Annotated in this window: 24 protein-coding genes and 3 pseudogenes; 11 read left to right on the top strand and 16 right to left on the bottom strand. The window is 72.1% G+C overall.

The window, feature by feature from the left end; genetic code table 11:
• The first annotated feature begins 38 nt into the window (after positions 1 to 38).
• Positions 39 to 422 (top strand): hypothetical protein, encoded by a 384-nt coding sequence (locus ABFY07_RS07755; protein WP_346173718.1) that lies wholly within the window; start codon positions 39 to 41, stop codon positions 420 to 422.
• A 33-nt stretch (positions 423 to 455) separates the two neighbouring features.
• On the opposite strand, the gene ABFY07_RS07750 is transcribed toward ABFY07_RS07755, so the two are convergent.
• Complete coding sequence (locus tag ABFY07_RS07750) at positions 456 to 1,838, bottom strand: MFS transporter (RefSeq protein WP_346173717.1); 1,383 nt, start codon at positions 1,836 to 1,838, stop codon at positions 456 to 458.
• A gap of 182 nt (positions 1,839 to 2,020) precedes the next feature.
• On the opposite strand from ABFY07_RS07750, the gene ABFY07_RS07745 reads away from it, so the two are divergent.
• Positions 2,021 to 3,292, top strand: coding sequence for a CaiB/BaiF CoA transferase family protein (locus tag ABFY07_RS07745; RefSeq protein WP_346173716.1), 1,272 nt, complete (start codon positions 2,021 to 2,023; stop codon positions 3,290 to 3,292).
• Entirely contained in the window at positions 3,289 to 4,161 is an 873-nt protein-coding gene (locus ABFY07_RS07740) for a citryl-CoA lyase (protein ID WP_346173715.1), read from the top strand. Before ABFY07_RS07745 ends, ABFY07_RS07740 begins: the two co-directional genes overlap by 4 nt.
• A 48-nt stretch (positions 4,162 to 4,209) precedes the next feature.
• Here the strand turns inward: ABFY07_RS07740 and ABFY07_RS07735 are convergent, their stop codons facing one another.
• A complete protein-coding gene (locus ABFY07_RS07735) occupies positions 4,210 to 4,977 on the bottom strand; it encodes an IclR family transcriptional regulator (protein ID WP_346173714.1) in 768 nt (255 codons plus the stop codon).
• A gap of 88 nt (positions 4,978 to 5,065) precedes the next feature.
• A pseudogene (locus tag ABFY07_RS07730) lies at positions 5,066 to 5,581 on the bottom strand (alpha-glucuronidase); the annotation flags it as partial.
• Between ABFY07_RS07730 and ABFY07_RS07725 the strand changes: the two are divergent.
• Positions 5,541 to 5,870: a hypothetical protein gene (locus ABFY07_RS07725; RefSeq protein WP_428836869.1), complete on the top strand. Its 330-nt coding sequence runs from the start codon at positions 5,541 to 5,543 to the stop codon at positions 5,868 to 5,870. The pseudogene ABFY07_RS07730 and the gene ABFY07_RS07725 overlap by 41 nt on opposite strands.
• Before the next feature lie 226 nt (positions 5,871 to 6,096).
• Positions 6,097 to 6,915 (top strand): ASCH domain-containing protein, encoded by an 819-nt coding sequence (locus ABFY07_RS43105; protein WP_428836868.1) that lies wholly within the window; start codon positions 6,097 to 6,099, stop codon positions 6,913 to 6,915.
• A 112-nt stretch (positions 6,916 to 7,027) separates the two neighbouring features.
• Here the strand turns inward: ABFY07_RS43105 and ABFY07_RS07715 are convergent, their stop codons facing one another.
• On the bottom strand, positions 7,028 to 8,443 hold the full coding sequence (locus tag ABFY07_RS07715) for a purine-cytosine permease family protein (RefSeq protein ID WP_346173712.1): 1,416 nt from the start codon (positions 8,441 to 8,443) through the stop codon (positions 7,028 to 7,030).
• 136 nt (positions 8,444 to 8,579) lie between these two features.
• A complete protein-coding gene (locus tag ABFY07_RS07710; RefSeq protein ID WP_346173711.1) occupies positions 8,580 to 9,230 on the bottom strand; it encodes an SDR family NAD(P)-dependent oxidoreductase in 651 nt (216 codons plus the stop codon).
• 167 nt (positions 9,231 to 9,397) lie between these two features.
• Between ABFY07_RS07710 and ABFY07_RS07705 the strand changes: the two genes are divergently transcribed.
• A complete protein-coding gene (locus ABFY07_RS07705; RefSeq protein ID WP_346173710.1) occupies positions 9,398 to 10,066 on the top strand; it encodes a TetR/AcrR family transcriptional regulator in 669 nt (222 codons plus the stop codon).
• On the opposite strand, the gene ABFY07_RS07700 is transcribed toward ABFY07_RS07705, so the two are convergent.
• Positions 10,057 to 10,227, bottom strand: a complete 171-nt coding sequence (locus ABFY07_RS07700; RefSeq protein ID WP_346173709.1) for a hypothetical protein — start codon at positions 10,225 to 10,227, stop codon at positions 10,057 to 10,059. The genes ABFY07_RS07705 and ABFY07_RS07700 overlap by 10 nt on opposite strands.
• A gap of 7 nt (positions 10,228 to 10,234) precedes the next feature.
• On the opposite strand from ABFY07_RS07700, the gene ABFY07_RS07695 reads away from it, so the two are divergent.
• The gene (locus tag ABFY07_RS07695) at positions 10,235 to 10,423 is read left to right on the top strand and encodes a hypothetical protein (protein WP_346173750.1); all 189 of its coding nucleotides are present in this window, start codon (positions 10,235 to 10,237) and stop codon (positions 10,421 to 10,423) included.
• Between the two features lie 66 nt (positions 10,424 to 10,489).
• On the opposite strand, the gene ABFY07_RS07690 is transcribed toward ABFY07_RS07695, so the two are convergent.
• From ABFY07_RS07690 to ABFY07_RS07670, 5 genes are all read right to left on the bottom strand, one after another.
• Entirely contained in the window at positions 10,490 to 11,275 is a 786-nt protein-coding gene (locus ABFY07_RS07690) for an IclR family transcriptional regulator (RefSeq protein WP_346173708.1), read from the bottom strand.
• 50 nt (positions 11,276 to 11,325) lie between these two features.
• Complete coding sequence (locus ABFY07_RS07685; RefSeq protein WP_346173707.1) at positions 11,326 to 11,781, bottom strand: Lrp/AsnC family transcriptional regulator; 456 nt, start codon at positions 11,779 to 11,781, stop codon at positions 11,326 to 11,328.
• An 80-nt stretch (positions 11,782 to 11,861) separates the two neighbouring features.
• The gene (locus tag ABFY07_RS07680) at positions 11,862 to 12,647 is read right to left on the bottom strand and encodes a cyclase family protein (RefSeq protein ID WP_346173706.1); all 786 of its coding nucleotides are present in this window, start codon (positions 12,645 to 12,647) and stop codon (positions 11,862 to 11,864) included.
• Positions 12,648 to 12,685: 38 nt separating this feature from the next.
• Positions 12,686 to 14,047 carry an amino acid permease gene (locus tag ABFY07_RS07675; protein ID WP_346173705.1) on the bottom strand — a complete coding sequence of 454 codons (1,362 nt, stop codon included), beginning with the start codon at positions 14,045 to 14,047 and terminating at the stop codon, positions 12,686 to 12,688.
• A gap of 224 nt (positions 14,048 to 14,271) precedes the next feature.
• On the bottom strand, positions 14,272 to 14,730 hold the full coding sequence (locus ABFY07_RS07670; RefSeq protein WP_346173704.1) for a YqfO family protein: 459 nt from the start codon (positions 14,728 to 14,730) through the stop codon (positions 14,272 to 14,274).
• Between the two features lie 282 nt (positions 14,731 to 15,012).
• Here ABFY07_RS07670 and ABFY07_RS07665 point away from each other — a divergent pair, with 282 nt between their 5' ends.
• The 3 genes from ABFY07_RS07665 to ABFY07_RS07655 all read left to right on the top strand — a co-directional run bounded on the left by ABFY07_RS07665 (position 15,013) and on the right by ABFY07_RS07655 (position 17,822).
• Entirely contained in the window at positions 15,013 to 15,801 is a 789-nt protein-coding gene (locus ABFY07_RS07665; RefSeq protein WP_346173703.1) for an IclR family transcriptional regulator, read from the top strand.
• Positions 15,802 to 15,898: 97 nt separating this feature from the next.
• Entirely contained in the window at positions 15,899 to 16,363 is a 465-nt protein-coding gene (locus ABFY07_RS07660; RefSeq protein ID WP_346173702.1) for a CBS domain-containing protein, read from the top strand.
• A 160-nt stretch (positions 16,364 to 16,523) separates the two neighbouring features.
• Positions 16,524 to 17,822 carry an ArsB/NhaD family transporter gene (locus ABFY07_RS07655; RefSeq protein WP_346173701.1) on the top strand — a complete coding sequence of 433 codons (1,299 nt, stop codon included), beginning with the start codon at positions 16,524 to 16,526 and terminating at the stop codon, positions 17,820 to 17,822.
• A gap of 37 nt (positions 17,823 to 17,859) precedes the next feature.
• Here ABFY07_RS07655 and ABFY07_RS07650 read toward each other — a convergent pair whose 3' ends face one another.
• Complete coding sequence (locus ABFY07_RS07650; RefSeq protein ID WP_346173747.1) at positions 17,860 to 18,321, bottom strand: GNAT family N-acetyltransferase; 462 nt, start codon at positions 18,319 to 18,321, stop codon at positions 17,860 to 17,862.
• A gap of 262 nt (positions 18,322 to 18,583) precedes the next feature.
• On the opposite strand from ABFY07_RS07650, the gene ABFY07_RS07645 reads away from it, so the two are divergent.
• Positions 18,584 to 20,404, top strand: coding sequence for a bifunctional metallophosphatase/5'-nucleotidase (locus tag ABFY07_RS07645; RefSeq protein ID WP_346173700.1), 1,821 nt, complete (start codon positions 18,584 to 18,586; stop codon positions 20,402 to 20,404).
• A 22-nt stretch (positions 20,405 to 20,426) separates the two neighbouring features.
• Here ABFY07_RS07645 and ABFY07_RS07640 read toward each other — a convergent pair whose 3' ends face one another.
• The 4 genes and pseudogenes from ABFY07_RS07640 to ABFY07_RS07625 all read right to left on the bottom strand — a co-directional run.
• Positions 20,427 to 21,401, bottom strand: coding sequence for a serine hydrolase domain-containing protein (locus ABFY07_RS07640; RefSeq protein ID WP_346173699.1), 975 nt, complete (start codon positions 21,399 to 21,401; stop codon positions 20,427 to 20,429).
• A gap of 113 nt (positions 21,402 to 21,514) precedes the next feature.
• Positions 21,515 to 22,381, bottom strand: a complete 867-nt coding sequence (locus ABFY07_RS07635; RefSeq protein ID WP_346173698.1) for an AraC family transcriptional regulator — start codon at positions 22,379 to 22,381, stop codon at positions 21,515 to 21,517.
• Positions 22,382 to 22,482: 101 nt separating this feature from the next.
• Positions 22,483 to 22,947 (bottom strand): annotated as a pseudogene (locus ABFY07_RS07630) (TetR/AcrR family transcriptional regulator).
• 1 nt (position 22,948) lies between these two features.
• Positions 22,949 to 23,143 (bottom strand): annotated as a pseudogene (locus ABFY07_RS07625) (LbetaH domain-containing protein); the annotation flags it as partial.
• Positions 23,144 to 23,260: the final 117 nt, after the last annotated feature.

Here is a 23,260-nt window from a genome sequence, read left to right as displayed (position 1 = left end):
GGGCGAACTGACGAAGATCGCCCGGCGGGCCGCCGACCATGTGTGCGCCACCTTCGGCCGCGGCGACATCGAGGGCGTCCGCGGCCACCCCGAGATCGAGACGGCCCTGGTCGAACTCCACGCACGGCCTGACCCTCGCCCCGTTCCACATCGCGGACGACGCCCGCTACCACGCCTACTTCAAGCGGGTCGAACCCGTCGTCGTGTTCGGCGCCGCCGACTCCGGTGTGCGGAACCGGGCGCGCGGCGACGGCCTGACCTTCCTGGACGTGCTCTGGGAGCAGGCGCCCTTCGTGTCCTCCGGCCGTTTCGTGGGGGCGGTGCGCGCCCTGGCCGGCACCTGGCTGGCCGAGGGGCTGTTCACCCGCGCCGAACGGGTCCGCGTGGTGGCCGCCGCGGTCGGCGCGGACCTCAGGCGCTGAGGGCCGCGGCCTCGCCGGACCCCGTAGACCGCCTCACCGGGCGGGCTGCGGGGTCCGCTCCACGGGGGCGCTCTCGGTGTGCCGGGTCTCCCTCGCCAGGGCCACCGTCACCACGGTGACGGCGCTCATCAGGGCGATGAACACGACGACACCGGTGACCGAGTGGTCGAACCACAGGAGCAGCGCGGAGGCGAGCATGGGGGCGAGACCGCCGGTGAGGACGGTGCCGATGTTGTTGGCGACCCCGATGGCGCTGAAGCGCACGCTGGTGTCGAAGAGTTCGGCGAAGAAGGCGGGCTGGGAGCCGAGGATGGCGGACTGGCCGATGCCGAGGGTGATGAAGAGGAACAGCCAGACCGCCCAGGGCCGGCCGCCGTCGACGACCTCGAAGAACGGCCAGGCGGCGAGCAGCAGGACCAGCGCTCCGCCGATCGACACCGGCCGCCGCCCCACCCGGTCCGAGAGGGCGCCGAACGCCGGTACGGTCACCAGCTTCAGGGCGGCCACCAGCGAGATGCCGCTGAGCAGGGCCGTGGTGGCCAGGCCCCGGTCCTCAGCGTAGGTGACGGCGAAGGTCCCGAAGATGTAGTAGCCGGCGTTCTCGGCGGCTCCGGCGCCGATGACGATGAGCATCTCCTTCGGGTAGCGGCGCCAGGCGGTGACGAAGCGGCTGGTGGCGAGGCGGCGGCGGAGCGGGAGCCGGACGGGCGGGGCCGGTGAGGCGGTGGCGTCCCCGGTGGTCTGCCGGAACTCTGCGGTCTCCGGCAGGGAGCGGCGTACCCACAGGCCGAAGAAGGTCAGCGCGGCGCTGATCAGGAACGGTATCCGCCAGCCCCAGGACAGGAGTTCGCCCTCGGACAGCAGGCTGGTACACAGGGCGAAGACGCCGGTGGACAGCAGGGTGCCGGTGCCCGTGCCGATGGCGGGCAGACAGGTGGCCAGACCGCGCCATTTCGGAGGCGCGTTCTCGAAGAGGATGATGAGCGCGCCGGTCTTCTCGCCACCGGCGGCGAAGCCCTGGACGAAGCGGAGCAGGGTGAGCAGGACCGGGGCCGCCACGCCGATCTGCCCGTAGGTGGGCAGCAGGCCGATGGCGGTGGTGGCCAGCCCCATCAGCAGCAGGGTCGCGACCATCACGCCCTTGCGGCCGCGGGTGTCGCCCCGTTCACCGAAGTAGGCGCCGCCGAGCGGGCGGGCGAGGAAGCCGATGGCGAAGGTCCCGTACGCGAGGATCGAGCCGACCAGCGGGTCGCTGTCGGGGAAGTAGACCTTGTTGAAGACCAGCGCGGCGGCCGTGCCGTAGAGCGCGAAGTCGTACCACTCGATGGTGGTGCCGAAGACCGCGGTCAGGGCGATTTTCGGGTCGAACGCCCGCTGTGGCGGAGGGGCTGGGCGCGCGGATGCGGCCTCGGTCATCGGGGGACTCCTTCATTCTCGCGCAGTACTGCCAGATGGCACGCTTGTGCCGCTGTGTGGTTCGGTGATGTTATGGACAGGCACTCCCCGTGGCAAGGGGTCGCGCCCACCGGCTGTGCGCGGCCGCACCGGGCCACCCCCACGCCACCCCGCCATCCGCACCGCATCGGAGGTTCGCGCCCTTGACCGAGACCCAAGCAGCCCCGCAGACCCCGGAGTCCGACCCTGCCCCGCCCCAGGGCGCGGCGGACACGCCGGCCCTCCTCGACGGCATACGGGTGCTGGACCTGACCAACGTCCTGGCCGGCCCGCTCGCCGGCTATCAACTCGCCCTGCACGGCGCCGACGTCATCAAGGTCGAGATGCCCGGCAGCGGAGACCTGGCCCGGCAGCTGGGCGCGGACCGGGCGCTCGGCGACGACCTCCTCGGCGCCTCGTTCCTCGCCCAGAACGCGGGCAAGCGCTCGCTCACCCTCAACCTCAAGGACGAGCGCGGCCGCGCGGCACTGCTGCGCGCGGCACACGACGCGGACGTGCTCATCGAGAACTTCCGGCCCGGCGTCATGGACCGACTGGGGCTGGGCTGGGACGTCCTGAAGCAGGAGAACCCCCGCCTGGTGTACTGCGCCGTCTCCGGCTTCGGCCAGACCGGACCCATGCGCACCCGCCCCGCCTACGACCAGATCGTGCAGGGCCTGTCCGGCATGATGAGCGTCACCGGCACCCCGGGAGGCGACCCGCTGCGCGCGGGCTTCCCCGTGGCCGACACCCTGGGCGGCATGGCGGCCGCCTACGCCGTCGCCGCCGCGCTCGTCCGCCGCGAGCGCACCGGGCGCGGCGCCTTCCTCGACGTCTCCATGCTCGAGGCCGCGCTCACCGCGATGGGCTGGGTGACCTCCAACTACCTGATCACCGGCCGACCGCCCCGGCCGATGGGCAACGAGAACTTCACCGCCGCGCCCTCCGGAACCTTCCGCACGGCCGACGGCCACCTCAACATCGCCGCCAACCGACAGCAGCAGTTCGCCACCCTGTGCCGCCTGACCGGCCGCGAAGACCTCCTGACCGACCCGCGCTTCGCCCACCCCGCCGGCCGCAAGGACCACCGCGAGCAACTGCGCGACGAACTGGAGAAGGCCCTCGCGCCGCGCACCGCCAAGGAGTGGGAGGAGATCCTCTCCGACGCCGGCGTCCCCGCCGCCCGCGTGCTGTCCGTCCCCGACGCCCTCGGCCTGGAGCAACTGGCCGCGCGCGACTTCGTCCGCGCCCTGCCCTTCCCCGACGGCCGCGACCGCCCCCTGCGCGTGCTCGCCAGCCCCTTCCGGGTCGACGGCCGGGCCGTCGACACCCCAGCACCGCCCCCGCTCCTGGGCGAGCACACCCACACCGTCCTGGCCGAACTCGGCTACAGCGACGACGAGATCACCGTACTGAAGGAACAGGGCAGCATATGACCATCCGCACCGCCACTACCGAACCCGCCCCCGCCCCTGCCGCGTCACCGTCGCTCGACGACGTCACCGGCTGGTGGTCCACCGCCGTCAGCCGCATCCGCCCCGGCGAGATCCTGCTGCGCGGCTACCCCGTCCAACAGCTCATCGGCCAGGTCAGCTTCGCCGAGCAGATCTGGCTGATGCTCCGGGGCGACCTGCCCACCGCCGCCCAGGGCCGGCTGCTGGAGGCCGCGCTCGTCGCCGCCGTGGACCACGGCCCCCAGGCCCCCTCCATCGCCGCCGCCCGGATGGCCGCGACCTGCGGCACCGGCCTCAACAACGCGGTCGCCACCGGCGTGAACCTGCTCGGCGACGTCCACGGCGGGGCCGGCCAGCAGTGCATGGAAGTCCTCGCCCGCCTCGAAGAAGAAGTGGCCGATGGCGCCGGCCCCGACGAGGCCGCCACCCACCTGGTCGCGGAGTACCGCGCCGCCCGACGCCACATCCCCGGCTTCGGCCACCGCTTCCATCCCCGCGACCCGCGCCGCGACCCACTGCTCACCCTCGTCGACCAGGCGGCCGCCGACGGCGACACACCGGGCGGCGCCCTGCGCGCGGGCCTCGCCCTGGAACGCGCCCTGGCCGTCGGCCGCCCCCGCCCCGTCCCCATGAACATCGACGGCGCCACGGCCATCGTCTACCGCGAACTCGGCTTCCCGCCCGAGCTCGGCCGCGGCCTGTTCGTCCTCTCCCGCAGTGTCGGCATCCTCGCCCACGCCTGGGAGGAAAAGGCCGCCGGCGCCCGCATCAAGGGCCCCCTGCCCCGCCCCCTGCTCCCCGCCTACGAGGGAGCGGCCCCCCGCGACCTGCCCCCGGGGGAACGCCGATGACCGACCCGTGCCCCGCGCCCCCGCGCCGGCCCGCCGGGCGCCGCGGGGTCAGCGGCCGCCGATGAACCGCAGCCGCGACAGGGCCCGGCCCGCGTCGGCGAGCAGGGGAGCGAACCGCTCCACCCGCTCGTCGGTGAACCGGCTCGTCGGCCCGCCGAGGCCGACCGCGGCCACGACCCGGCCGTCCTCGTCGGTGACGGGCGCGGCGATCGCCGAGACCCCGTCCTCGCGCTCCCCGTGGCTGACGGCCCAGCCCCGCTCGGCCGCCCGGCCCACCCGGGCGGCCAGCTCCTCCTCGAAGGCCTCCCCCCGCCCCGCGGCCGCGGCCACGCGGCGCAGCTGCCGGCCGTCCGCACCGGTCAGCAGCACATGCCCGGAGGCCCCCGCCCACAGCGGCATCTCCTCGCCCACGCGCACCACATGGCGCAACGGCTGGGTGCCCTCGTGCTGGGCCACGCACACCCGGAAGGTCCCCTGCTGGACGTAGATGCGGGACGACTCGCCGCCGGAACGCTCCGACACCTCGCGCAGACACGCCTGAGCCTCCGGCGGCAGCCGCCAGGCGTCCTGGGCGAGGGCCGCCCACCGCAGCAGCCCCGCGCCGGGCGTCAGCCGGCCGTCCCCCCTGCTCCACAACAGCCCGCGCTGCTCCAGCGTGGCCACCAGGCGCACCACCGTGGACTTCGCCAACCCGGACTCGTCGATCAGCTCCCGCACCGTGCGCGAACGGTGGGTGTCGTCGAACAGCGCCAGCAGATCCAGTGCCCGCAGCACGCTGCGCACACCCTCGCCACCCTCACCAGACGTCTTCTGCACGCCGCCTCGCTCCACCCGTACATCCCGTCAGCTCGTCACAACGGTCTGAACGTACCACCAGACGGTACGCGGAACCCGTGGAACGCCCTCAGTGGATGCGGCGCCCGCGGGCGTCCGGCACGCCGGACTTCCGGAAGAAGTACGTGTTGATGTGATCCCGCCACTCGCGGGCGCCGCGGAGCTGCTCCTCGTAGCGCTCCGCCACCCTGGCGTGGCGCGCCGCACCCATCAGACCCGCGAGCCCGGCCCACACCCGGCGGGCCTCCTCGACCTCCGCCACGCCCGCGAAGTGGGTGTCGTAGATGTGCTGGATCACCGTGTCGCCGCTGTGCAGCACATGGCCGTACGGCACGTGGTGGAAGAAGAGCAGCAGCTCGTCCGGGCAGGTCTCGGGCGACTCGTACACCTCCGCCCACGGCTTCGGGTACTGCCCCGCGAACCCGGTGCCGGTCGCCCGGCTGCGGTCGACGCCGACCCCGTCCCGGTCGGCGAAGTGGTACGTCCCCCACGGGCTGTACTCGTAGCCGTCCACGCTCGGGCCGTAGTGGTGTCCCGGCTGCACCATGAAGCCGACGCCCAGGGGCGCCGTGTACTTCTCGTACATCGCGCAGGCCAACCTGTACGCGGTCGGCCGGCTGGCCTGGCAGCCCGACGCTGATCCGGGCGCCGTGCTGGACGAGTGGATCGAGCTGTCCTTCGTGCCAGGCCAGACCGCTGGCGTCCGCCACTTCCGCGTGGACCGTGTCCACCAGCGGGCCCGCGCCGCGGATCAGCGTGCGCCGGGACCCGAGCGGACGGAACACCTCGGGCGGCAGCCACGCCGGGTCCACGCCGCCGGGCAGCGACGGTACGGAGGGAAGCACGGATGCGGATGCTGTCACGGACACCCCTGAGCAGTGAGTATCGAGCGCGCTCGAGAGCGCCCAGGCGGTCGGGCGCGGGCGGGCGGCCCAAGTATGCCGGGAGAGGGCGCCGCCGGGAGAGGGCGGCGCCGGGAGTGGGGCCGCCGGGAGAGTGGGGCCGCCGAACCGCTTCCGGGGCAGCCGCCCCGGGGGCCACCGCGGGCCGACCCGCGGCGCCGCCCTTGATCATCGCGTCGGGGGTTCGTACGCTCGCGCGATGGGACACGACGACCTTCCGACTCTTGAACTCGCCTTTCCCGGTCCGGAGCGCGACCGTGGGGTGGCGGCGATCCTGAGCGGTGAGAAGACCGCGCTCACGGGCCTCCTGGAGATCTTCGAGCACGCCGGGGAGGCGGTACCGCGGGTCGGCCGGCGGTTCTCGGTGCTCGACTCCGAGGGGCGTCCGGCCGTCACGATCGAGCTCGTGGACGTGCGGGTCGTTCCCATGAAGGAGATCGACGACGACTTCGCGCGAGCGGAGGGCCGTGGCTACCGCGACGCGGCACAGTGGCGGGCGGCCCACGAGGAGTTCTTCCGGAGCGACGGCGTGACCGAGTTGCTGGGCCGTACCCCCGTGGTCGACGACGACACGCTCGTCGTGGCCGAACGCTTCCGCGTGGTCGAGCTCGACGACCCGGGCCTGACAGTGGTGACCCGCCTGGTCACTCACGTCGATCTGGACGACGGTCCCACCGACACTCGGCGGCTGTCCGTGTCGGCACGGCTCGCGGCCGTCCTGGCGGACGGCCGCGAACTGGTGTTGCTCGACGACCGTGGCTGGAGCTCGACGGCACACGGCAGGGGAGTGGACATCCGGGCGTCCACCTCCGTCGAGGACATCGAGCGGACGGCCCGGACGGTGGTCGGGCCGGACGAGCCGATGGACGGGGAGACGCAGGAGCAGACGGCGGCCGCCCACTGGAGCGCGCTGGCCGGCCTGCTCGGGCGGCAGGGTGTGGAGGTGGACGCACACGAGCTGGAGCGGCTGCCGCACGATGTCCAGCTCAGCGAACGCCTTCGCGCGTGGCTGGCCTGACAGACCCCCGCCCGAGCCGGGCCCCCTCTGACGGGGCTCTCGCCCGGCCCGGGCCCTGCCCGGGGAGACCCTCCAGCCCGGCCCGGGCCTTCGCCCGGGCCGGGCCACCGAGTCACCGCTGCGGCGCGACCGCCTCCGGGGCCGGCGCGTCGGCCGCCGGCTCCGGGAGGTGTGCCGTGTCCCGCCGGGCCACCAGCCAGTACAGCAGCGCGGGGACGATCAGGCCCACGATCCACGACACGTCCGCGCCGCCCAGCGGCTCGACGCATGGGCCGGTGTAGAAGCCCGTCGCCAGGAACGGCAGCTGCGCGAGCAGCCCGACCGCGTACACCGCCAGCGCGCCCCAGCGCCAGGTCCCGTACCGGCCGCGCGGGTCGGAGAGCGCGGGGATGTCGTAGCGCTCCTTGGAGATCAGGTAGTAGTCGACCAGGTTGATCGCCGACCACGGGGTGAAGAAGGTCAGCAGGAACAGCAGGAAGTCCTTGAAGGAGGACAGGAAGCTGTCCTTGCCCAGGAGGGCGATCGCGGTCCCCGCCACCATGATCAGGGCGATGTACGCGGCCCGGCCGCCCCGCGACAGCACCCGCCGCCCCTGGAAGCCGCTGACGCCGGTCACCAGCGACATGAAGCCGCCGTAGGTGTTGAGGACGTTGATGGTGAGCTTGCCCAGGGCGATCACGAAGTAGAAGAACGAGGCCACCGCGCCCGTGCCGCCCAGCGCGACGACATAGCCGACCTGGCTGGCCAGGAACTTCTCCCCGGCCGTGGCCGCCACCAGCACGCCGAACGTCATCGACCACTGGGAGCCGAGCGCCGAGCCCGACAGGGTCCACCAGAAGGTGGCCTTGGGCGAGGTCGTACGGGGCAGATAGCGCGAGTAGTCCGCCACGTACGGGCCGAAGGCCAGTTGCCAGGACGCCGACAGGGACACCGCCAGCAGGAACATCGGGAACGAGAAGTGCGCGTCGCCGAGCAGCGCCCCGACGTCCGCCCGGTCCAGCAGCCGGATGCCCAGGTAGACGAAGGCCAGGGCGCAGATCACGCTCGCGACCCGGCCCAGCGTGTGGATGACCCGGTAGCCGACCGCCGCCATCAGCGCTGTGACGACGGCGAAGACGACGATGCCGGTCGTGTCGTCGGTGTGCGTCAGCTCGCCCACCGCCTGCCCCGCCAGCACACTGCCGCTCGCGAAGAAGCCGATGTACATGACGACCACCAGCAACAGGGGCACGACGGCGCCGTACACCCCGAACTGGGCCCGCGACTGGATCATCTGCGGCAACCCCAGCTTCGGCCCCTGTGCCGAGTGCAGGGCCATGACCGCGCCACCGAGGAGGTTCCCGACCAGCAGACCGACGATCGACCAGACCACGTCGCCGCCGAACACGACGGCGAGGGCGCCGGTGACGACGGCCGTGATCTGGAGATTCGCCCCGAGCCAGAGCGTGAACTGTGAGAATGCCCTGCCATGTCGCTCGTTGTCGGGGACGACATCGATCGAGCGGAGTTCGACCAGCCCGCCTGCCATCACTTCACCAGCCTCTGCTGCTCACCGTGCGTGCGCCGAGCCACGGGCCCCCGAACATCGCGGTGTCCCGTGCGCATCGACTGCATAACATCATGCAGAGTTCTCGATGGCTGAATAAGTTGTCAATGGTTCGGCGTTAATCCGAGGTAACGGATGGCGATGTGGCGCGGATAAATGTCTGCTTGGCGCCGGTATGCGGCTCACGAAGTGGCCGAACCGTGACGTTGCGTGAGCGGGGTCGTCGACGGGCGGCGAAGGCCACGCCGAGCAGGTCATTGGCGCGGAACGACTGCAAGGTGGCCTTGGTGCCGCTGTAGCGCCGCGTCAGTTGCGGGTCCTCCCAGTGGATACGGCCCAGGGTCACGCCGGGGGTGCCGACGTTCATGGCGACCGGTCGCGGCGCGGACTCCAGTACCTCGCGGAGGCCGTGGCTCAGGACGTATCGGCTCAGATAGGCGAGAGCGAAGCTGTGCTCGAATCCCTCGGGGGTGACGGTCCGGGGGCCGAACAGCCGGTACCGCTGGGCGCACAGGACGAGCTGGTCCACCGAGGGGCAGGTGCCCTTGATCGTGGTGACGAGTTCCTCGGCCGCCGCGACCGAGGTCAGGTCGGCCCGCAGGAAGGTGACACGGTCGAGGGCCGAGAGGGCCGCCGCCTCGGCGAGCAGCGCCTCGCCCTTGGCGGGCGTGCTGCCCACGGCGAGTACCCGCGCTCCTTGGCGCAGGTGGTGCAGGGCAAGCCCCTTGCCGAGTCCGTCGGTTCCTCCCGTGATGACCACGGTCCGCATCCCTGGTCCTCCCTCCCTCGGGGCCGTGCGACGGACATACGGCCCGACGCCGCGACCCGCTATGTGGATATCTTGTATCCGCTTATGCGGGGGACCGTACCACGGAAGCGGATATGCTGTATCCGGTTGATGGCCGGTCCGGCCACGCGGGCGGAGAGGGGTCGTTCATGGGCAGGCGGACGGAAGGCGAGGAATCCGCCGCGCCGGGGGCGCGCCCGCTGCGGCGGGACGCCGAGCTCAACCGACGGCGCATTCTCCAGGCCGGGCGCGAGGTCTTCGCCGCACGCGGCCTTCAGGCCACGCTCAACGACGTCGCGCACCACGCCGGTCTCGGAGTCGGCACCGTCTACCGCAAATACCCCGACAAGCAGACGCTCGCGGAGGCCGTCTTCGGCGAAGAGCTCGACGAGATCGCGGCGATGGCGCGGGAGGCCCGGGCCGAGGACGACGCCTTCGCCGCCCTGGCCGGCTTCCTCGAGCGCGCCCTGGCGCGGGCCGCGCACAACCGCGGGCTGCGCGAACTGATGCGCCACGACACCCTCGAAGGCGCCGCCCTCACCCGAGCGCGGCGGGAGATCACCTCACACTGCGAGCATCTGGTGGCGCGGGCCCGTACCCAGGGCGCGCTGCGCGACGGCGTCACCGAGGCCGACATCGCACCGATCGCCGCGATGATCGACGCCGTCATGGCCCTGCCCGCCGAACACCCTTCCGAGACGTGGCGGCGCTATCTGGCGATCATCCTCGACGGCCTCCGCGCCCACCCGCGCCAGGCACCGCTGCCCGGCCCTCCCCGCACACCGCCCGCGCGGATCCCGGGCGCCGATCAGCCCTGACCCGGGCCGGGCAGGGCCATCGGCACGGTGGCGACGCTGTGGCCGCGGCCGTCCAGGACCCGGCCGACGTTCTTCTCCGTACGCAGCACCACCGCCCGGTCCTCGACGCGGAAACCGACGCGGACCAGGTGCTGCTCCAAGTGGGCCTCCAGGCGGTGCACGTCGTGGATGCCGCGCAGGGTGCTGTTCGTCCTCGTCGTCTCGCTCCTCAACCTGCTGACGTGGCTGGGCACGCTGCTGTCCCGGCTGGCCGTCTACGTGCTGCCGTTCATCGTGTCCTGGCTGGCCGTCCTGGGGCTCTTCTACGCCTTCGACCTCCCGCTGGGACCGGGGGCCGGCATCGGTCAGGCCCCCTGAGGAGACGTACATCCCGGCGCCATCGCCGGGGGCGTCACGGCCCCGCCGCGTGGTGTGGAGGTCCGGCTAGTCGGTGGTGTCCTCGATGAGACGCCCCAGCGAGGAGGCCGAGGCGGTCAGGTCGGCGCGGATGGCCTCTTCCCTCGGCCCCAGGTCCGTGTGCCGGCCCAGCACCGCGAGCGCCGCGAAGATCCGGCCCTGACCGTCCCTGACCGGCACGGCGTACTCGGTGACGCCGTGCTCGAACTCTCCGTGCGCGGCGATCATCCCGCCCGGCCGGTCACGGTCGTTGGCCGCCGCCACCTCGGCCGCGGAGTGCGCGGCGTTGGGCCCGCCGACGCCGATCAGTTCGTAGTCCCGCAGCAGCTCGGCGATCTCCTCCCCGGAGTGGTCCAGAAGCAGTGCGCGGCCGGCTCCCGTGCACCAGCAGGGGGTGACCAGGCCCACCCGTACGGGCCATGGCTCGGTCGCGGCCGCCGCCTCCGCGCGCAGGAGGCGGACCAGGACCCCGTCGCGCACCGAGAGGCGGGCACCGGAGCCGTGCTCGATCGCGAGGCGGCGCAGGACCGGACGGGACCCGCGCAGCAGCCCGTGGTTCAGGGCCCGGGCCAGCTCGTGGAAACCGGCGGCGACGCGAAGGGTGGAGTCCTCACGGCGCTCCAGGAATTCCCGGTCGCACAGCTCCTGGGTCATCCGGGAGGCCTTGCTGGGGTCGATGCCCATCTCCTGGGCGAGCCGGGCGACGTTGTACCCGGTGCGCCCGGAGGTCTCCCGCTCCAGGACCGCGTTGATGATCCGCAGGCCGGTGCGCAGCGAGGACGCCGCCTGGGGCTTCGGCGGGTTCGCGGTCACGGCCTCACTCTAACAGCGTGATCCGCGGCGGCCGCGGGGCCGGCGCTCGCTCATCCGCTCCGCGGACGGCTGACCACGCGGGAGAGCGTCAGCGCGGTCACGGTGTCGCGTACCCCGGGCATCTGGGCGATCTGCTCCCAGATGCCCTGGACGCGCTCCAGTGACCTGGCCTCGATCCGCACCATCAGGTCGAACTCCCCGCTGAGCACCTCGCAGATGACCACCTCCGGGATGCGCTTGAGCGCCGCCAGCACCTCCCCGCCGCGCAACCGGTCCTTGCGGTAGACCAGGACGAGCGCCGAGACCAGCTCCTCGTCGTCGGGCCCGCCGCGGACCAGCGTGTAGCCGCGGATGTGCCCCTGCCGTTCCAGCCGTTCGATCCGCTGCCGCACGGCGTTGCGGGACAGCAGCACACGCTGCCCGAGCTCGGCGTGCGACAGGCGGGCGTTGCGGGTGAGTTCGGCGATGATCTTCTCGTCGATCGCGTCCAGGGCCGTCCGTTCCATCGCGACTTCCGTTTCCCGCACGGCGACACCCCGGCGGACCGGTGTCCGCCGGGGTTCCGTGCGCCCTCTCAGTGGTGCTGTCAGCCGTTCGGGCACAGGGCGAAGACACGGGCCGGGAACCCGGAGCCGCCCAGGGGCTTGGGCCAGGTGGCGACGATCAGCGCGCCCGCCTCCGGGACCTGGTCGAGGTTGGCCATCAGCTCGATCTGCCACCGGTCACGGTCGAGGACGTACCGCTCCAGGCTGAAGTCCCCCACGGAGGTGGCCGACCCGGGGTCGGTGTCGGTCTGCTCATGGCCTATCGCGGCGACCCCGGCCTCCTCGAACAGATAGCGCAGGACCTCGGCGGACCAGCCGGGGGAGTGGCTGACGCCCGCCGCGTCCCTGTTGGCCATCGCGTCCCGGTCCGGCCACCGCCGACTCCAGCCGGTGCGCAGCGCCACGAACGAACCCGCCGGAACGGCGCCGTGGCGCGCCTCCCAGGCCGCCACGTCGGCCGCCGAGGGGGTCGCGTCCGGGTCGGCCGCCACCCGCTCGCTGATGTCGAGCACCACCAGCGGCAGGATCATCTCCGACACGGGGATCCGGTCCAGGGTGCGCGCCCCGGCCACGAAGTGCACGGGCGGGTCGACATGCGTACCCCACTGGCCCACGAGGGTGTACCGGTCGACATTGAAGCCGTCCCCGCGGTCCATGTCGAAGATCTTCTCGCGCTGTTCGTCCGGGAACGCCGGGAAGTGCGGCTGGCCGGGGTGGAAGGCGTGGGTGAGATCCGTGTACGTCACCTTCCCGGCCAGCTCGCCCCAGGCCGCCCACAGGCCGGGGGCGGCGGTGCCCACGTCGGTGCTGGTGCTGGTGTGGTCCATGTACGGGGTTCCTTTGCGCGTCGTCACGTCTTCAGGGTTCATGAGGGGGTCTCGCTTGTCCTGCGGCCGTGCCGCAGGTGGTAGTACAGGTAGCAGGCGGCGACGAAGGGGATGCCGAAGTACAGGGCCGTGGCCTGGGCGGGATCCAGGGCGACGCCGACGAGGGAGACCAGGCAGAGCAGGAACGCCAGGACGGGCACGGCCGGATAGAGCGGGGTGCGGTAGGGCAGCGTCCGCACATCGCCGCCGTCGCGCAGGAACGCCCTCCGGTGGAAGAACTGCGAGGCCGCGATCGACATCCACACCGCCACCGCGGCGAACCCGGCGATCGACACCAGCACGAGGTAGACGGTCTGGGCCGCCACCACGCTGCTCAGCAGGGACGCGAGGCCCCCCAGCATGCTCACCACGAGCGCGGCCATCGGGATCTGGCGGGCGTTCAGCCGCCGCAGCGCCTGCGGGGCCTGGCCCTCCTCGGCGAGTGAGAACAGCATCCGCGCGCAGGAGTACAGGCCGCTGTTTCCGGCGGACAGCAGGGCCGTGATGATCACGAAGTTCATCACATCGGCCGCGTAGGGGATCCCGATGGCCGTGAAGACGGTCACGAAGGGGCTCTCGTCCAGGCCGACCTTGTCGTACGGGATCATCGCGGCGATCACGGTGATCGCCCCGGCGAAGAACACCAGCAGCCGGACCACCGTCACCCGCAGCGCCTTGGGGACCGCCCTGGCCGGGTCGTCCGTCTCGCCCGCGGCGACGCCGATCAGCTCGGAGCCGGAGAAGGCGTAGAATGACGCGAGCACGGTGACCAGGACACCGGACATCCCGTGCGGGAAGAGGCCGCCGGGGGTGTCGAAGTTCTCGAGCAGGTGCGGGAAGACCTGGTGGCGGTCGGCCAGCGGGTGGAAGCCGGCGATGGCCGCGCCGCCGAGGACGATGAGGGCGACGACCGCGGCGACCTTGATGAGGGAGAACCAGTACTCGGTCTCGCCGAAGACCCGGGCCGAGATCGCGTTGACGGTGAACACCACGGCGGCGCAGACCAGGCACCACACCCAGACGCTGACGGAGGGGAACCAGCGCTGCATCAGCAGGCCGCAGGCGGTGAACTCCGAGCCCAGGGCGACCGCCCAGGTCAGCCAGTACAGCCAGGCGGTGGTGAAGCCGGTCGCCGGGTTGATCGAGCGCGAGGCGTAGATGTGGAAGGCGCCGGAGACGGGATAGGCGCAGGCGAGTTCGCCCAGACAGGTCATGACGAGATAGACGACGAACGCGCCGATCAGATAGGCGAGGACGGCGCCGAGCGGACCGGCCTGGGAGATGGTGTAGCCGGAGCTGAGGAACAGCCCGGAGCCGATGACACCGCCCATCGCGATCATCACGAGGTGGCGGCTGGTCATCGAACGGCGCAACGTCTCCCGGGGAGGGTGGTCGGGCGCTCTGGTGGGGACCGACGGGCTCTCCGCCGGTGGTGATGGGGTCGGTGGTGATGTGGCCATGACATTACTTCCTCGGGGTGGCGGTGACGGGAACGACACGGCGTGGCGGAGGGTGATGCCACCTCTTCGGCGATCGCGGCGCGCGCGGGGTCCGCGCGCCATCGGCCGCCGGGAGCGCGGAGGACTCACGCGCGGGAGACGAGCTCCAGGGGTGCGGAGAGCTCGACGACCGGGACCTCCCACGGGTGGGCGGCCACGATGCGCGCGAGGACGCGGGACACCTCGTCGTCCGCGACGGAGGCGTCCAGATACGTGGTGAAGGTGAGCGTGGGGGACAGCGAGCGGCTGCCGACCGCCCCGAGGGCAGGGGTGGACCCGGGTGCCGCGGTGAACCCCTCGACACCGACCCCGACCTCGAAGACATCGGTGTAGAGACCGAAGTCCCCGAGCTCCGGCGAAGCCTCCAGGGCTCGGAACAGCCCGGCCAGGGACTCGTCCTCGTGCAGCACCGCGACCTCCCCCTCGGCCAGGGTGGCCAGGGTCTGCCGCGAGACGGGCCAGTACACCTTGATCGCGCGCACCGAACGGCGCCGGATCGCCGATTCGGCACGGCGCGGCCCCTGTCCCTGGGTCGCGGACGTCATCGTCGCCGTCATGGCAGTCGCTGTCCCTTTCTCATGCGCCCCGATGGGGCGGTTCTCATGCGCCCCGATGGGGCGGTTTTCACGCGCCCCGATGGGGCGGTTCTGGTGTGCCCCGGTGGGGCGGCTCAACCGTTGGCGAGATGCTATGCGTGCACATGCTGCATGGCAAGATGCAAATAATGCACGGCCCTCCGGGGAGGGGTCGGGCAGTAGAGTGACGGCGACAGCGATCGCGCCGCGCGGACGGCGCGGGACACGGCGTGGCGACGTGGCTGAGGGGTCATGGAATCGAGCGTGGGCAAGGGGCTGGACGTACTGATGGCGCTCGCCCACCGGACCGCGGCGGGGCATCGCCACACCTCGGCCACCGACCTGGCACGCGAGCTGGCCCGCGATCGCAGCCAGCTCTCCCGCGGCCTGGCCGCCATGCGGGAAGAGGAGTTCGCCTCGCACGGGGCCGGGGGAGGAGCGCCCCGCACCCTCGCCCTGCACTGGAGGCTCTACGCCGACGCCCTGGAGCTCACCGCCCACCGCCTGCGCACGGACGGGCAGACCGCGCTGGAAGGCATGGTCGACGAGACCGGCGAGAGCTGCTACCTGGGCGTCCTGATCGGCGACGCGACGGTGACGATCGCCGAACGCGTCCCGCAGGGCAGCAAGCAGGTCGGCTCCTGGATCGGCCGCCCCTACCCCGCCTACTGCAGCGACTGCGGGCAGGCGCTGCTCAGCGACGCCGACGACGAGGAGGTCGCCGCCGTCTTCGCCCGCACCGACTTCGTGCGCCACGGGCCCAACACCCCCACCGGCGTCGACGACTTCCTGCGCCGGCTCGCCGCCACCCGCGAGCGGGGCTACTCCATCGTCGACGAAGAGGCCGAACCCGGCCTGTACTCGGTCGCCGCCCCGGTCCGCGACTTCCGCGGCGAAGTGGTGGCCGCGCTCCAGGTCGTCGGCCCCCGCGTGCGCCTCGCCCCCCGCACCGAAGAGCTGGCCGCCACCGCGCTGCGCTGGGCCGGCCGCCTCGAGACCGCCCTGCGCGGAAGGGCCGGTGCCGCCGAGGGGCCCGCCTGAGCGGTCCGCCCGGCGGTATCGTGCTCGTACGGCAGGCGTTCCCGACGGCCGGGAAACCACCGACCGGGGTTCGTCGACGGCGGAACAGGAGTTGGGTGTGCGGGCGCGTGACGTGGCGACGGAGTACGAGACGGTCGGCCTCGACGTCGACGCCCTGGACGCCGCGCGGCTGATGGCCGAACACCGGCTGCCCGCGCTGCTGGTGGTGGACGAACTGGGGGTGCCGAAGGCGATCCTGCCCGCCTCTCAGATGATCAAGACGCTGGTCCCCGAGTACGTCGTCGACGACCCCACCCTCGCCGCGGTCGTCGACGAACGCCACGCCGACCGCCTGTGCGTGGCGCTGCGGGGCCGCAAGGTCCGCGACTGCCTGTCGAACACCACGCCGCCACTCGTGGTCGCGGCTCCGGACGACACCGCCCTGGAGATCGCCGCGCAGATGGCGCGGTCCCGCAGTCCGTTGGTGGCCGTCGTGGACCACGACAAGGCGGGCCCCCGGCTGCTCGGTGTCATCACCGCCTCCCATCTGCTGGAGCGCCTCCTCGCCGTCACCTCTGACTGAGGACGGCCCGCGCGACGCGACCGCCGCCGACGGCATCCTGCCGCGGAGGCGTCAACAACCTTTCCCGCGCGGCCGCGGCAGCGGACCGGGAGCGCGGTGGCTCCCGGCCGCTCGGCGTGATCGCCGCAGCGCATCTGTGGGAACGACTCCCTGGGGTGACATGAACTGGCACAGCTGGGCGGCGATCGCCGTCTTCGTGACCGCGTACGCGGCGATCATCAGCGAGCGCGTCCACCGGACGGCCGCCGCCCTCACCGGGGCGGCGGCCATGCTCGCGATCGGCGCCTCCGACGACAAGGCCGCCTTCTTCGACGAGCACTCCGGGATCGACTGGAACGTCGTCTTCCTGCTGCTCGGCATGATGGCGATCGTCGGGGTCCTGCGGCAGACGGGGCTGTTCGAGTACGTGGCCATCTGGGCGGTCAAACGAGCCCGCGGCAGGCCCTTCCGCGTGATGACGATGCTCATAGTGATCACCGCGGCCGCGTCCGCCCTGCTGGACAACGTCACCACCGTGCTGCTGATCGCCCCGGTCACCCTGCTGGTGTGCGAACGCCTCGCCCTGCCCGCCGCGCCCTTTCTGATCGCCGAGGTGCTGGCGTCCAACATCGGCGGCACCGCGACCCTCGTCGGCGACCCACCGAACATCATCATCGCCAGCCGCGCCGGACTCACCTTCAACGACTTCCTGGTCCACCTGGCGCCGCTGGCCGCCGTCCTCACCGTCGTCCTGGCGGTGATGTGCCGGCTGATGTTCCGCAAGCTGTTCGTCTACGACGAGGAACGCGCCGCGGAGGTGATGGCGCTGGAGGAGCGCGAGGCGATCCGCGACCGCCGCCTGCTGTACCAGGGCCTGGCGGTCCTCGCCCTGGTCGTCGTCGGCTTCGTCGCGCATCCGGTGCTGCACTACGCGCCGAGCGTGGTGGCCCTGCTCGGCGCGGGGCTGCTCATCGCCCTGTCCACCGTACGGGCCGACGAGGCCCTCAAAGAGGTCGAGTGGCCGACCCTCGCCTTCTTCGCCGGGCTGTTCGTCATGGTCGGCGCGCTCATCGAGACCGGAGTCATCGGCGAGGTCTCCCGGGCCCTGGCGGACGCCACCGGCGGAAGCCGGCTCGGCGCGACGATGTTGCTGGTGTTCGGCTCGGCCGTGCTGTCCGGGATCGTCGACAACATCCCGTACGTCGCCACCATGGCCCCCATCACCGCCGACCTGGCCCACGGCTTCGGCGGGGGCCACGGCACCCAGGTGCTGTGGTGGGCCCTGGCCCTGGGCGCCGACCTCGGCGGCAACGCCACCGCCATCGGCGCCTCGGCCAACGTCGTCGTCCTGGGCATCGCCGAACGCAACCGCCAGCCGATCTCGTTCTGGCAGTTCACCAAGTACGGCCTTGTGGTCACCGCGGTGACGGTCGCTCTGTCCGCCGCCTACCTGTGGCTGCGGTACTTCGCTCTGGCCTGACCGCACGAGCCCGCCGCCGAGCGCACCACCCGCCCCGTCAGCCCACCCGGCGGGCCAACACCTGCCCCGGCCAGGACCCGGACCGGAAACGATCGGTGGGGGTGAAACCGTTGCGCACGTAGAACGCGACCAGTTCGCCCCCGCCGCCCGCCCAGCAGTCGACCCGCAGCAACTCCACGCCCGCCCGCCGGGTCTCCTCGACGGCATGGGCCAGCAGCGCCGCCCCGATGCCCCGACCGGCGTGCCGGCGGTCGGAGACGAGCAGCCGGACGTACCGCTCGGGCTCCCCGGCCGGCGCGATCGGCACCTGGGGGCTGGGCCCGGAGTGCAACACCATGGCCCCCACGGGTGTCCCGCCCAACTCCGCGACGTAGGGGGAGTTCTCGGTCAGGTACCGCTCGACCCGCTCCACCCCGCCGGGCTTTTGCGAATACGGTGTCGTGCCCCACTGTTCCGTGTTGCCCCGATCGTTCATCCAGGCCACCGCGGCGTCGAGCATGTCCAGCACCGCTCGTGCGTCGGTGAGGTCGCCCGGTCTGATCCGTATGCCATCTGGTGTGCCGTCCACGGCGGAAGCCTAGACCCCGCTCCAGACCTGTGACTTCCCAGGCCCCGCGAGCGGCCGTCCGGCGGGTGGGCGCGCGGATTGTGGCTCGTTCTGTTCGGGTTCACTCGCCGGTCGCTGAGCGAGGCTGGGTTCCTCCCTCGCCGAGTGGCTCCCGCCGACGGCACCTCAGCAGTCGCCCTGATGGAGGCATCGCATGGCCGCTCGCCCGAATCTGTCGCGTCGAAGCGTTCTCGCGGGGGCGGGTGGGCTGGCCTCCGCCTTCGCCATCGGCGCGCCCGCCTTCGCGTCGGACGCCGCGCGCGGAGGCGCGACCGGTGATTCCCTCGCCGTGCAACTGCTCAACATCACCGACTTCCACGGCAACCTCCGCACCCCCACCTCGGCCGCCGACGGCTGGATCCCGAACCCCGACGGGCCGGGCACCATCAACGTGGGCGGCGCCGCTTACCTCGCCGCGCACCTCAAGCGGCTCCGCGCACCGCGCAATTCGATCCTCTTCGGCGTCGGCGACCTGTGGTGCGGTGCCGAGCCCCTGGACACCAAGCTGCTCCGCGACGAATCCGCCATCGAGGTGCTCAACCGGCTCGGCCTCGGATTCTCCACCCTCGGCAATCACGAGCTCGACTACGGCCTCGACTACCTCCTCGACCACATGGTCCACGCCCGCCCCGTCGGCGAACCCGGTCGCGACTCCAGCTTCCCCGACTCCACCGGCCGCAGGTTCCGGGGGCTGGCGTTCCCCTACTACTCCGCGAACATGCTCTCCAGAAAGACCGGCAAGCCGGTGCTGCGGCCGTACAACATCGCATGGGTGAAGGGGCCGGACGGGCGGCGCCATCCGATCGGCTTCATCCACCTGACCGTGACGAACACCCCGGTCGGATCGAGCTCCTACGAGCCGCGGCTCATCGGCTACGACCAGATCGAGATCGCCAACCGCTACGCCGCCCGGCTCAAGAAGCGCGGCGTCAACGCGCTCGTCATCAGCGTGCACGACGGCGCCCAGCAACACGACAACTGGAACGCGCCTATCAACGGCGGCGACATGAGCACCGGCCCCGCCCTGGAACTGGCGGCCCGGATCGACCCGGACATCTGCGCGATCATCACCGGGCACTGGCACTGGTGGTTCAACGCGATGCTGCCCGACCCGAACGGCGCCCTGCGCCCCGTCGTCGAGGCGAGCCACGCCGGACAGATGATCAATGAGATCAACCTGTTCCTGGACCCCGCGACCGGCAAGGTGAAGCGAGACCTCACCGTCTCCACCAACCACGCCGTCACGCTCGACATCGAGCCCGACGCCGAAATGCTGCGGGTCGTCAACTACTGGACCGCCTACGGAGAACGCCGCTACGCGGAACCGGCCGGCCGGCTCACCGGCGACTTCACCCGCACACTGAACGAGCACGGGGAATCCACCATGGGCGACCTCGCCGCGGACTTCGTCCACTGGGACGCCAACTCGTACGACGCCGGCCGGGCCGACTTCGGGCTGTTCGCCGTACGACCCGCGCAGGGCTCCACCGCGCTGCGCGGCGACTTCCTCTACACCAAGGGCCGGGACGCCGCCGACAAGGACGGTCTGATCCTGTACGGCGAGGCGTACGCGTACCTCGGCTACGAGAACCCCGTCCTGACCGTCACGCTCACCGGCGAGCAGATCCGCCAGGCGCTGGAGCGGCAGTGGCAGCCGCAGCGGGACGGGACGGTGAAGTTCGCCCCGCTCGCCGTGTCCTCCAATGTCCGCGCGACCTACGACGCCTCCCAGCCGGTCGGCCGGCGGGTGGACCCGGCGTCCTTCCTCATCGACGGCACGCCGCTGGACCCGGCCCGCCCCTACCGCGTCGCCGGACTGGCCTACACGCTCATCGGCGCCGACGGATTCGGCGCCCTGGCAAGCTTCACCGACCCGGTCCGCAACGACCGCGACCACGAGGGATTCATCAGGTACCTCCAGGCCATGGGCGCGATCAGCCCGTCCCCGCGCGACCGGATCACGATCAGGTCCTGACCCCGCACATCGCGGGCCGCTGTCAGGCGGCGAAGTCGTCGATCGCCTCGGCGATGTCGTCGCCGGTCAGCGGCCGCTGCATGGCGCTGAGCAGCCGCGCCAGGGCGGACAGGGCGCTCTCCTGGCCGGAGAGCGCCACGCTCACGTAGTCCCGGTCCGGGACCAGGACCATGGCGGCCCGGTAGCCGGGCAGCCGGCCGTTGAGATACATCTGGCCCGACGGTCCCAGTGCCCACCCGAGCCCATAGGTCATGGCGTCGTCGGGCCGGGTGCGCGCACGGCGGACCTCCGTCACGAGGGCCCGGTCGGCGAGCAGGACCTCGCCCGCGGTCAGGAGGTCCGACACCGACGACCACAGGCCCCCGCTGGGCCGGCGGGTGCGCGGGTAGCCGAGCGGCGGGAGCTCGGCCGTGCCGTTCCACCCGGTGATGGGCCCCGCCGGGGTGGCGAAACCCGTGCGCGAAAGTCCCCACGGGACAAGGATGTTCTCCTCCAGCGCGCTCTCGTACGTCGTGCCGCTCAGAACCGCAAGGAGAGAACCGGCCAGGAAGTAGTTGCCGTTGTAGTAGGACCACCGCTCCCCGGGCTCCCGCTCGTTCCCGGCACGGACCACGAGCCGCGCGGCTTCCAGGAGCGCCCCGTCCCCGGAGCCCAGCGCCGCCACCGTCGCCGCGTCCACCGATGCGCGCAGGCCGGAGACCTGCCCCAGGATCTGCTCGACGGTCAGACGCGCGTCGGCCCGCCAGTCCGGCGCGAGGCCGGGGAGCAGTTCGACGGCAGGTGTGTCCAAGGGGACCCCCTTGTCCCGCAGCGTCCGAACCAGCCCCGCGCAGGTAAAGATCTTCGTCAGCGACGCGATACGGAAACACGAGTCCGCCGTCACCGCCACCGACCCGCGCGCGGCCGTCGTGCGCACTCCCGCCACCGAGGACCCCGCCACCACGGCCGGGACATCACGAAGACCCGCCTGCTCGTCCATCAACTCCTGAAGGTTCACGGTCCGCATGGTAGAGCGTGTTGTGGCAGGCCGGGCCGGCCTCGGGGAGACCCGTCCCGCAACCGGTGGGCGCCCGCCGTGTCCTGGGTGGGCGCCGACCGCGTCCCGCTCGCTCAGACAGTGGATCGTTCCGCGGGAATCCACAGCGTCGCGTCCGCCCGCGTCCCGTCCTGCGACAGCCGCACCCGCAGGATCTCGGGTCCCGGCCTGCTCTGGTACGGGTTCGACGGGAACCACTGCGTGAACACATCCCGCCACAGGTGCTGGAGCGCCTGTGGGAACGGCCCGGAGTTCTCGAAGACGGCCCATGTCCCGGCCGGGACGGCGAGGACGTCCATGTCCTCAGGCGCCTCGGCGCCCGTCACCACGCCGTGGTAGTAGTCGAGTTCGGTCCCCTCCGCCCGGCTCGGATCGAGCCGGTCGCTCACCCCGACGATCCCCGCCGGCTCCTGGTCGGACAGCGCCGTGATACGCCCCAGCGTCTCGGGGCCGATGCTCCGGATGAACTCGGCGATCGCCGGGTTGACCCCCTCATGGACGAGCGGGACACGGGCCTTCCTGCCGACCACACGGAACTCCTCCTTCTCCACGATCCTGTACCGCATACTGCTGCTCCCTTCGACGATGAGGCGGAAGGACATCCGGGGCTGGGAGCGCAGAGCCGCACCGGTCCGCCGGGCCTCGCCGGGCCCCACTCCGTGGACGGCCCGGAACGCGCGGGCGAAGGCCTCTCCCGAGCCATAGCCGTAGCGCGTGGCGACATCCAGCAGCGTCCGTTCACCGGCGAGCACTTCGGCGCCCGCCACGGTCAGCCGTCTGCGGCGGATGTACTCCGACAGCGGGATGCCCGCCAGCGCGGAGAACAGCCGCCGGAAGTGATACTCCGACACCACCGCGATGCGCGCGAGATCGGCCACCTCGATCTGCTGGTCGAGGTGCGACTCGATGTGCTCCATGGCCTGGTTGAGCCGCTCCAGCATCCCGGTCCCCTTCCCTTTCGATCACTCACGTTAGGAAGGAACCACCCTGCCGGACCCGACATCCTGTGCCCGGCCCGGTCGGGTCGGGGCCGCACGGGCGGTCAGCGGGCCCGTGTGCCGGGTGCGGTGATACGGGCGATCGCCTCGAGAGTCAGCGCGCGGCCGTGGGGCTCCCGGGCGAGGGCCCGGTGCAGGATCAGCCCCTCGATGAGGGCCGGCGGGCGGCGAGGGTGTACAGCTCCTGGGTGAGGACGAGGTCGCGCCGACTCCCCTCGGACAGGGCGTGGACGAGGTCGGCCACCGCCTCCGCTGCCTGGCCCGGGGTCGGCCGGTGTGCTGAGATACGCGTCGAACACCGCCACGATGTGGTCGGTGAAGCGGTCGAAGGCCTCGCGCAGCAGGTCGTCCATGCCGCTGAAGTGGTGGGTCATCGACCCCAGCGGCACCCCGGCGCGGGCGGCGATCCTCCGGTGGGAGACGCGTGCGATGCCCTCGTCGGCGATGAGGTCCAGGGCCGCGGTGAGGATGCGCTCGCGCCGCTGGGGGTCGGCGTGTCCGGTGGCCAGGGTGGTAGTTGACGAAGGTGCGCGCTCCGATGGTGATGTTGCTGCCGTAGTCGACGTACAGCGGCGGCCGCACATGTGCCTCCTCGCCCAGGGAGCCCAGCAGTTCGGCGAGGATCGGCCGGGCCGCCTCGGCGTCCTCGGCGTACGCGGCCTGGTAGCGCGCGGCCAGACGTATGGCCTGCTGCAGGCGGCGGGCGTGCCGGAGCGCGTATCGGTGGGATGACCGATGTGCGCCCGGCGGGGGCGCGGCCATAGTCCTCGGGAGATCGTTCGCGGGCGGCCGTGAGGCGCCCGGTTTTCGAAGGGACCTTCC

Source organism: Streptomyces sparsogenes subsp. cuspidosporus (assembly GCF_039532705.1).
In the GTDB taxonomy this organism is placed as follows: domain Bacteria; phylum Actinomycetota; class Actinomycetes; order Streptomycetales; family Streptomycetaceae; genus Streptomyces; species Streptomyces sparsogenes.
Note: the sequence above shows the minus strand (reverse complement) of the source record. Positions and strands in the feature narration are given on the sequence as shown.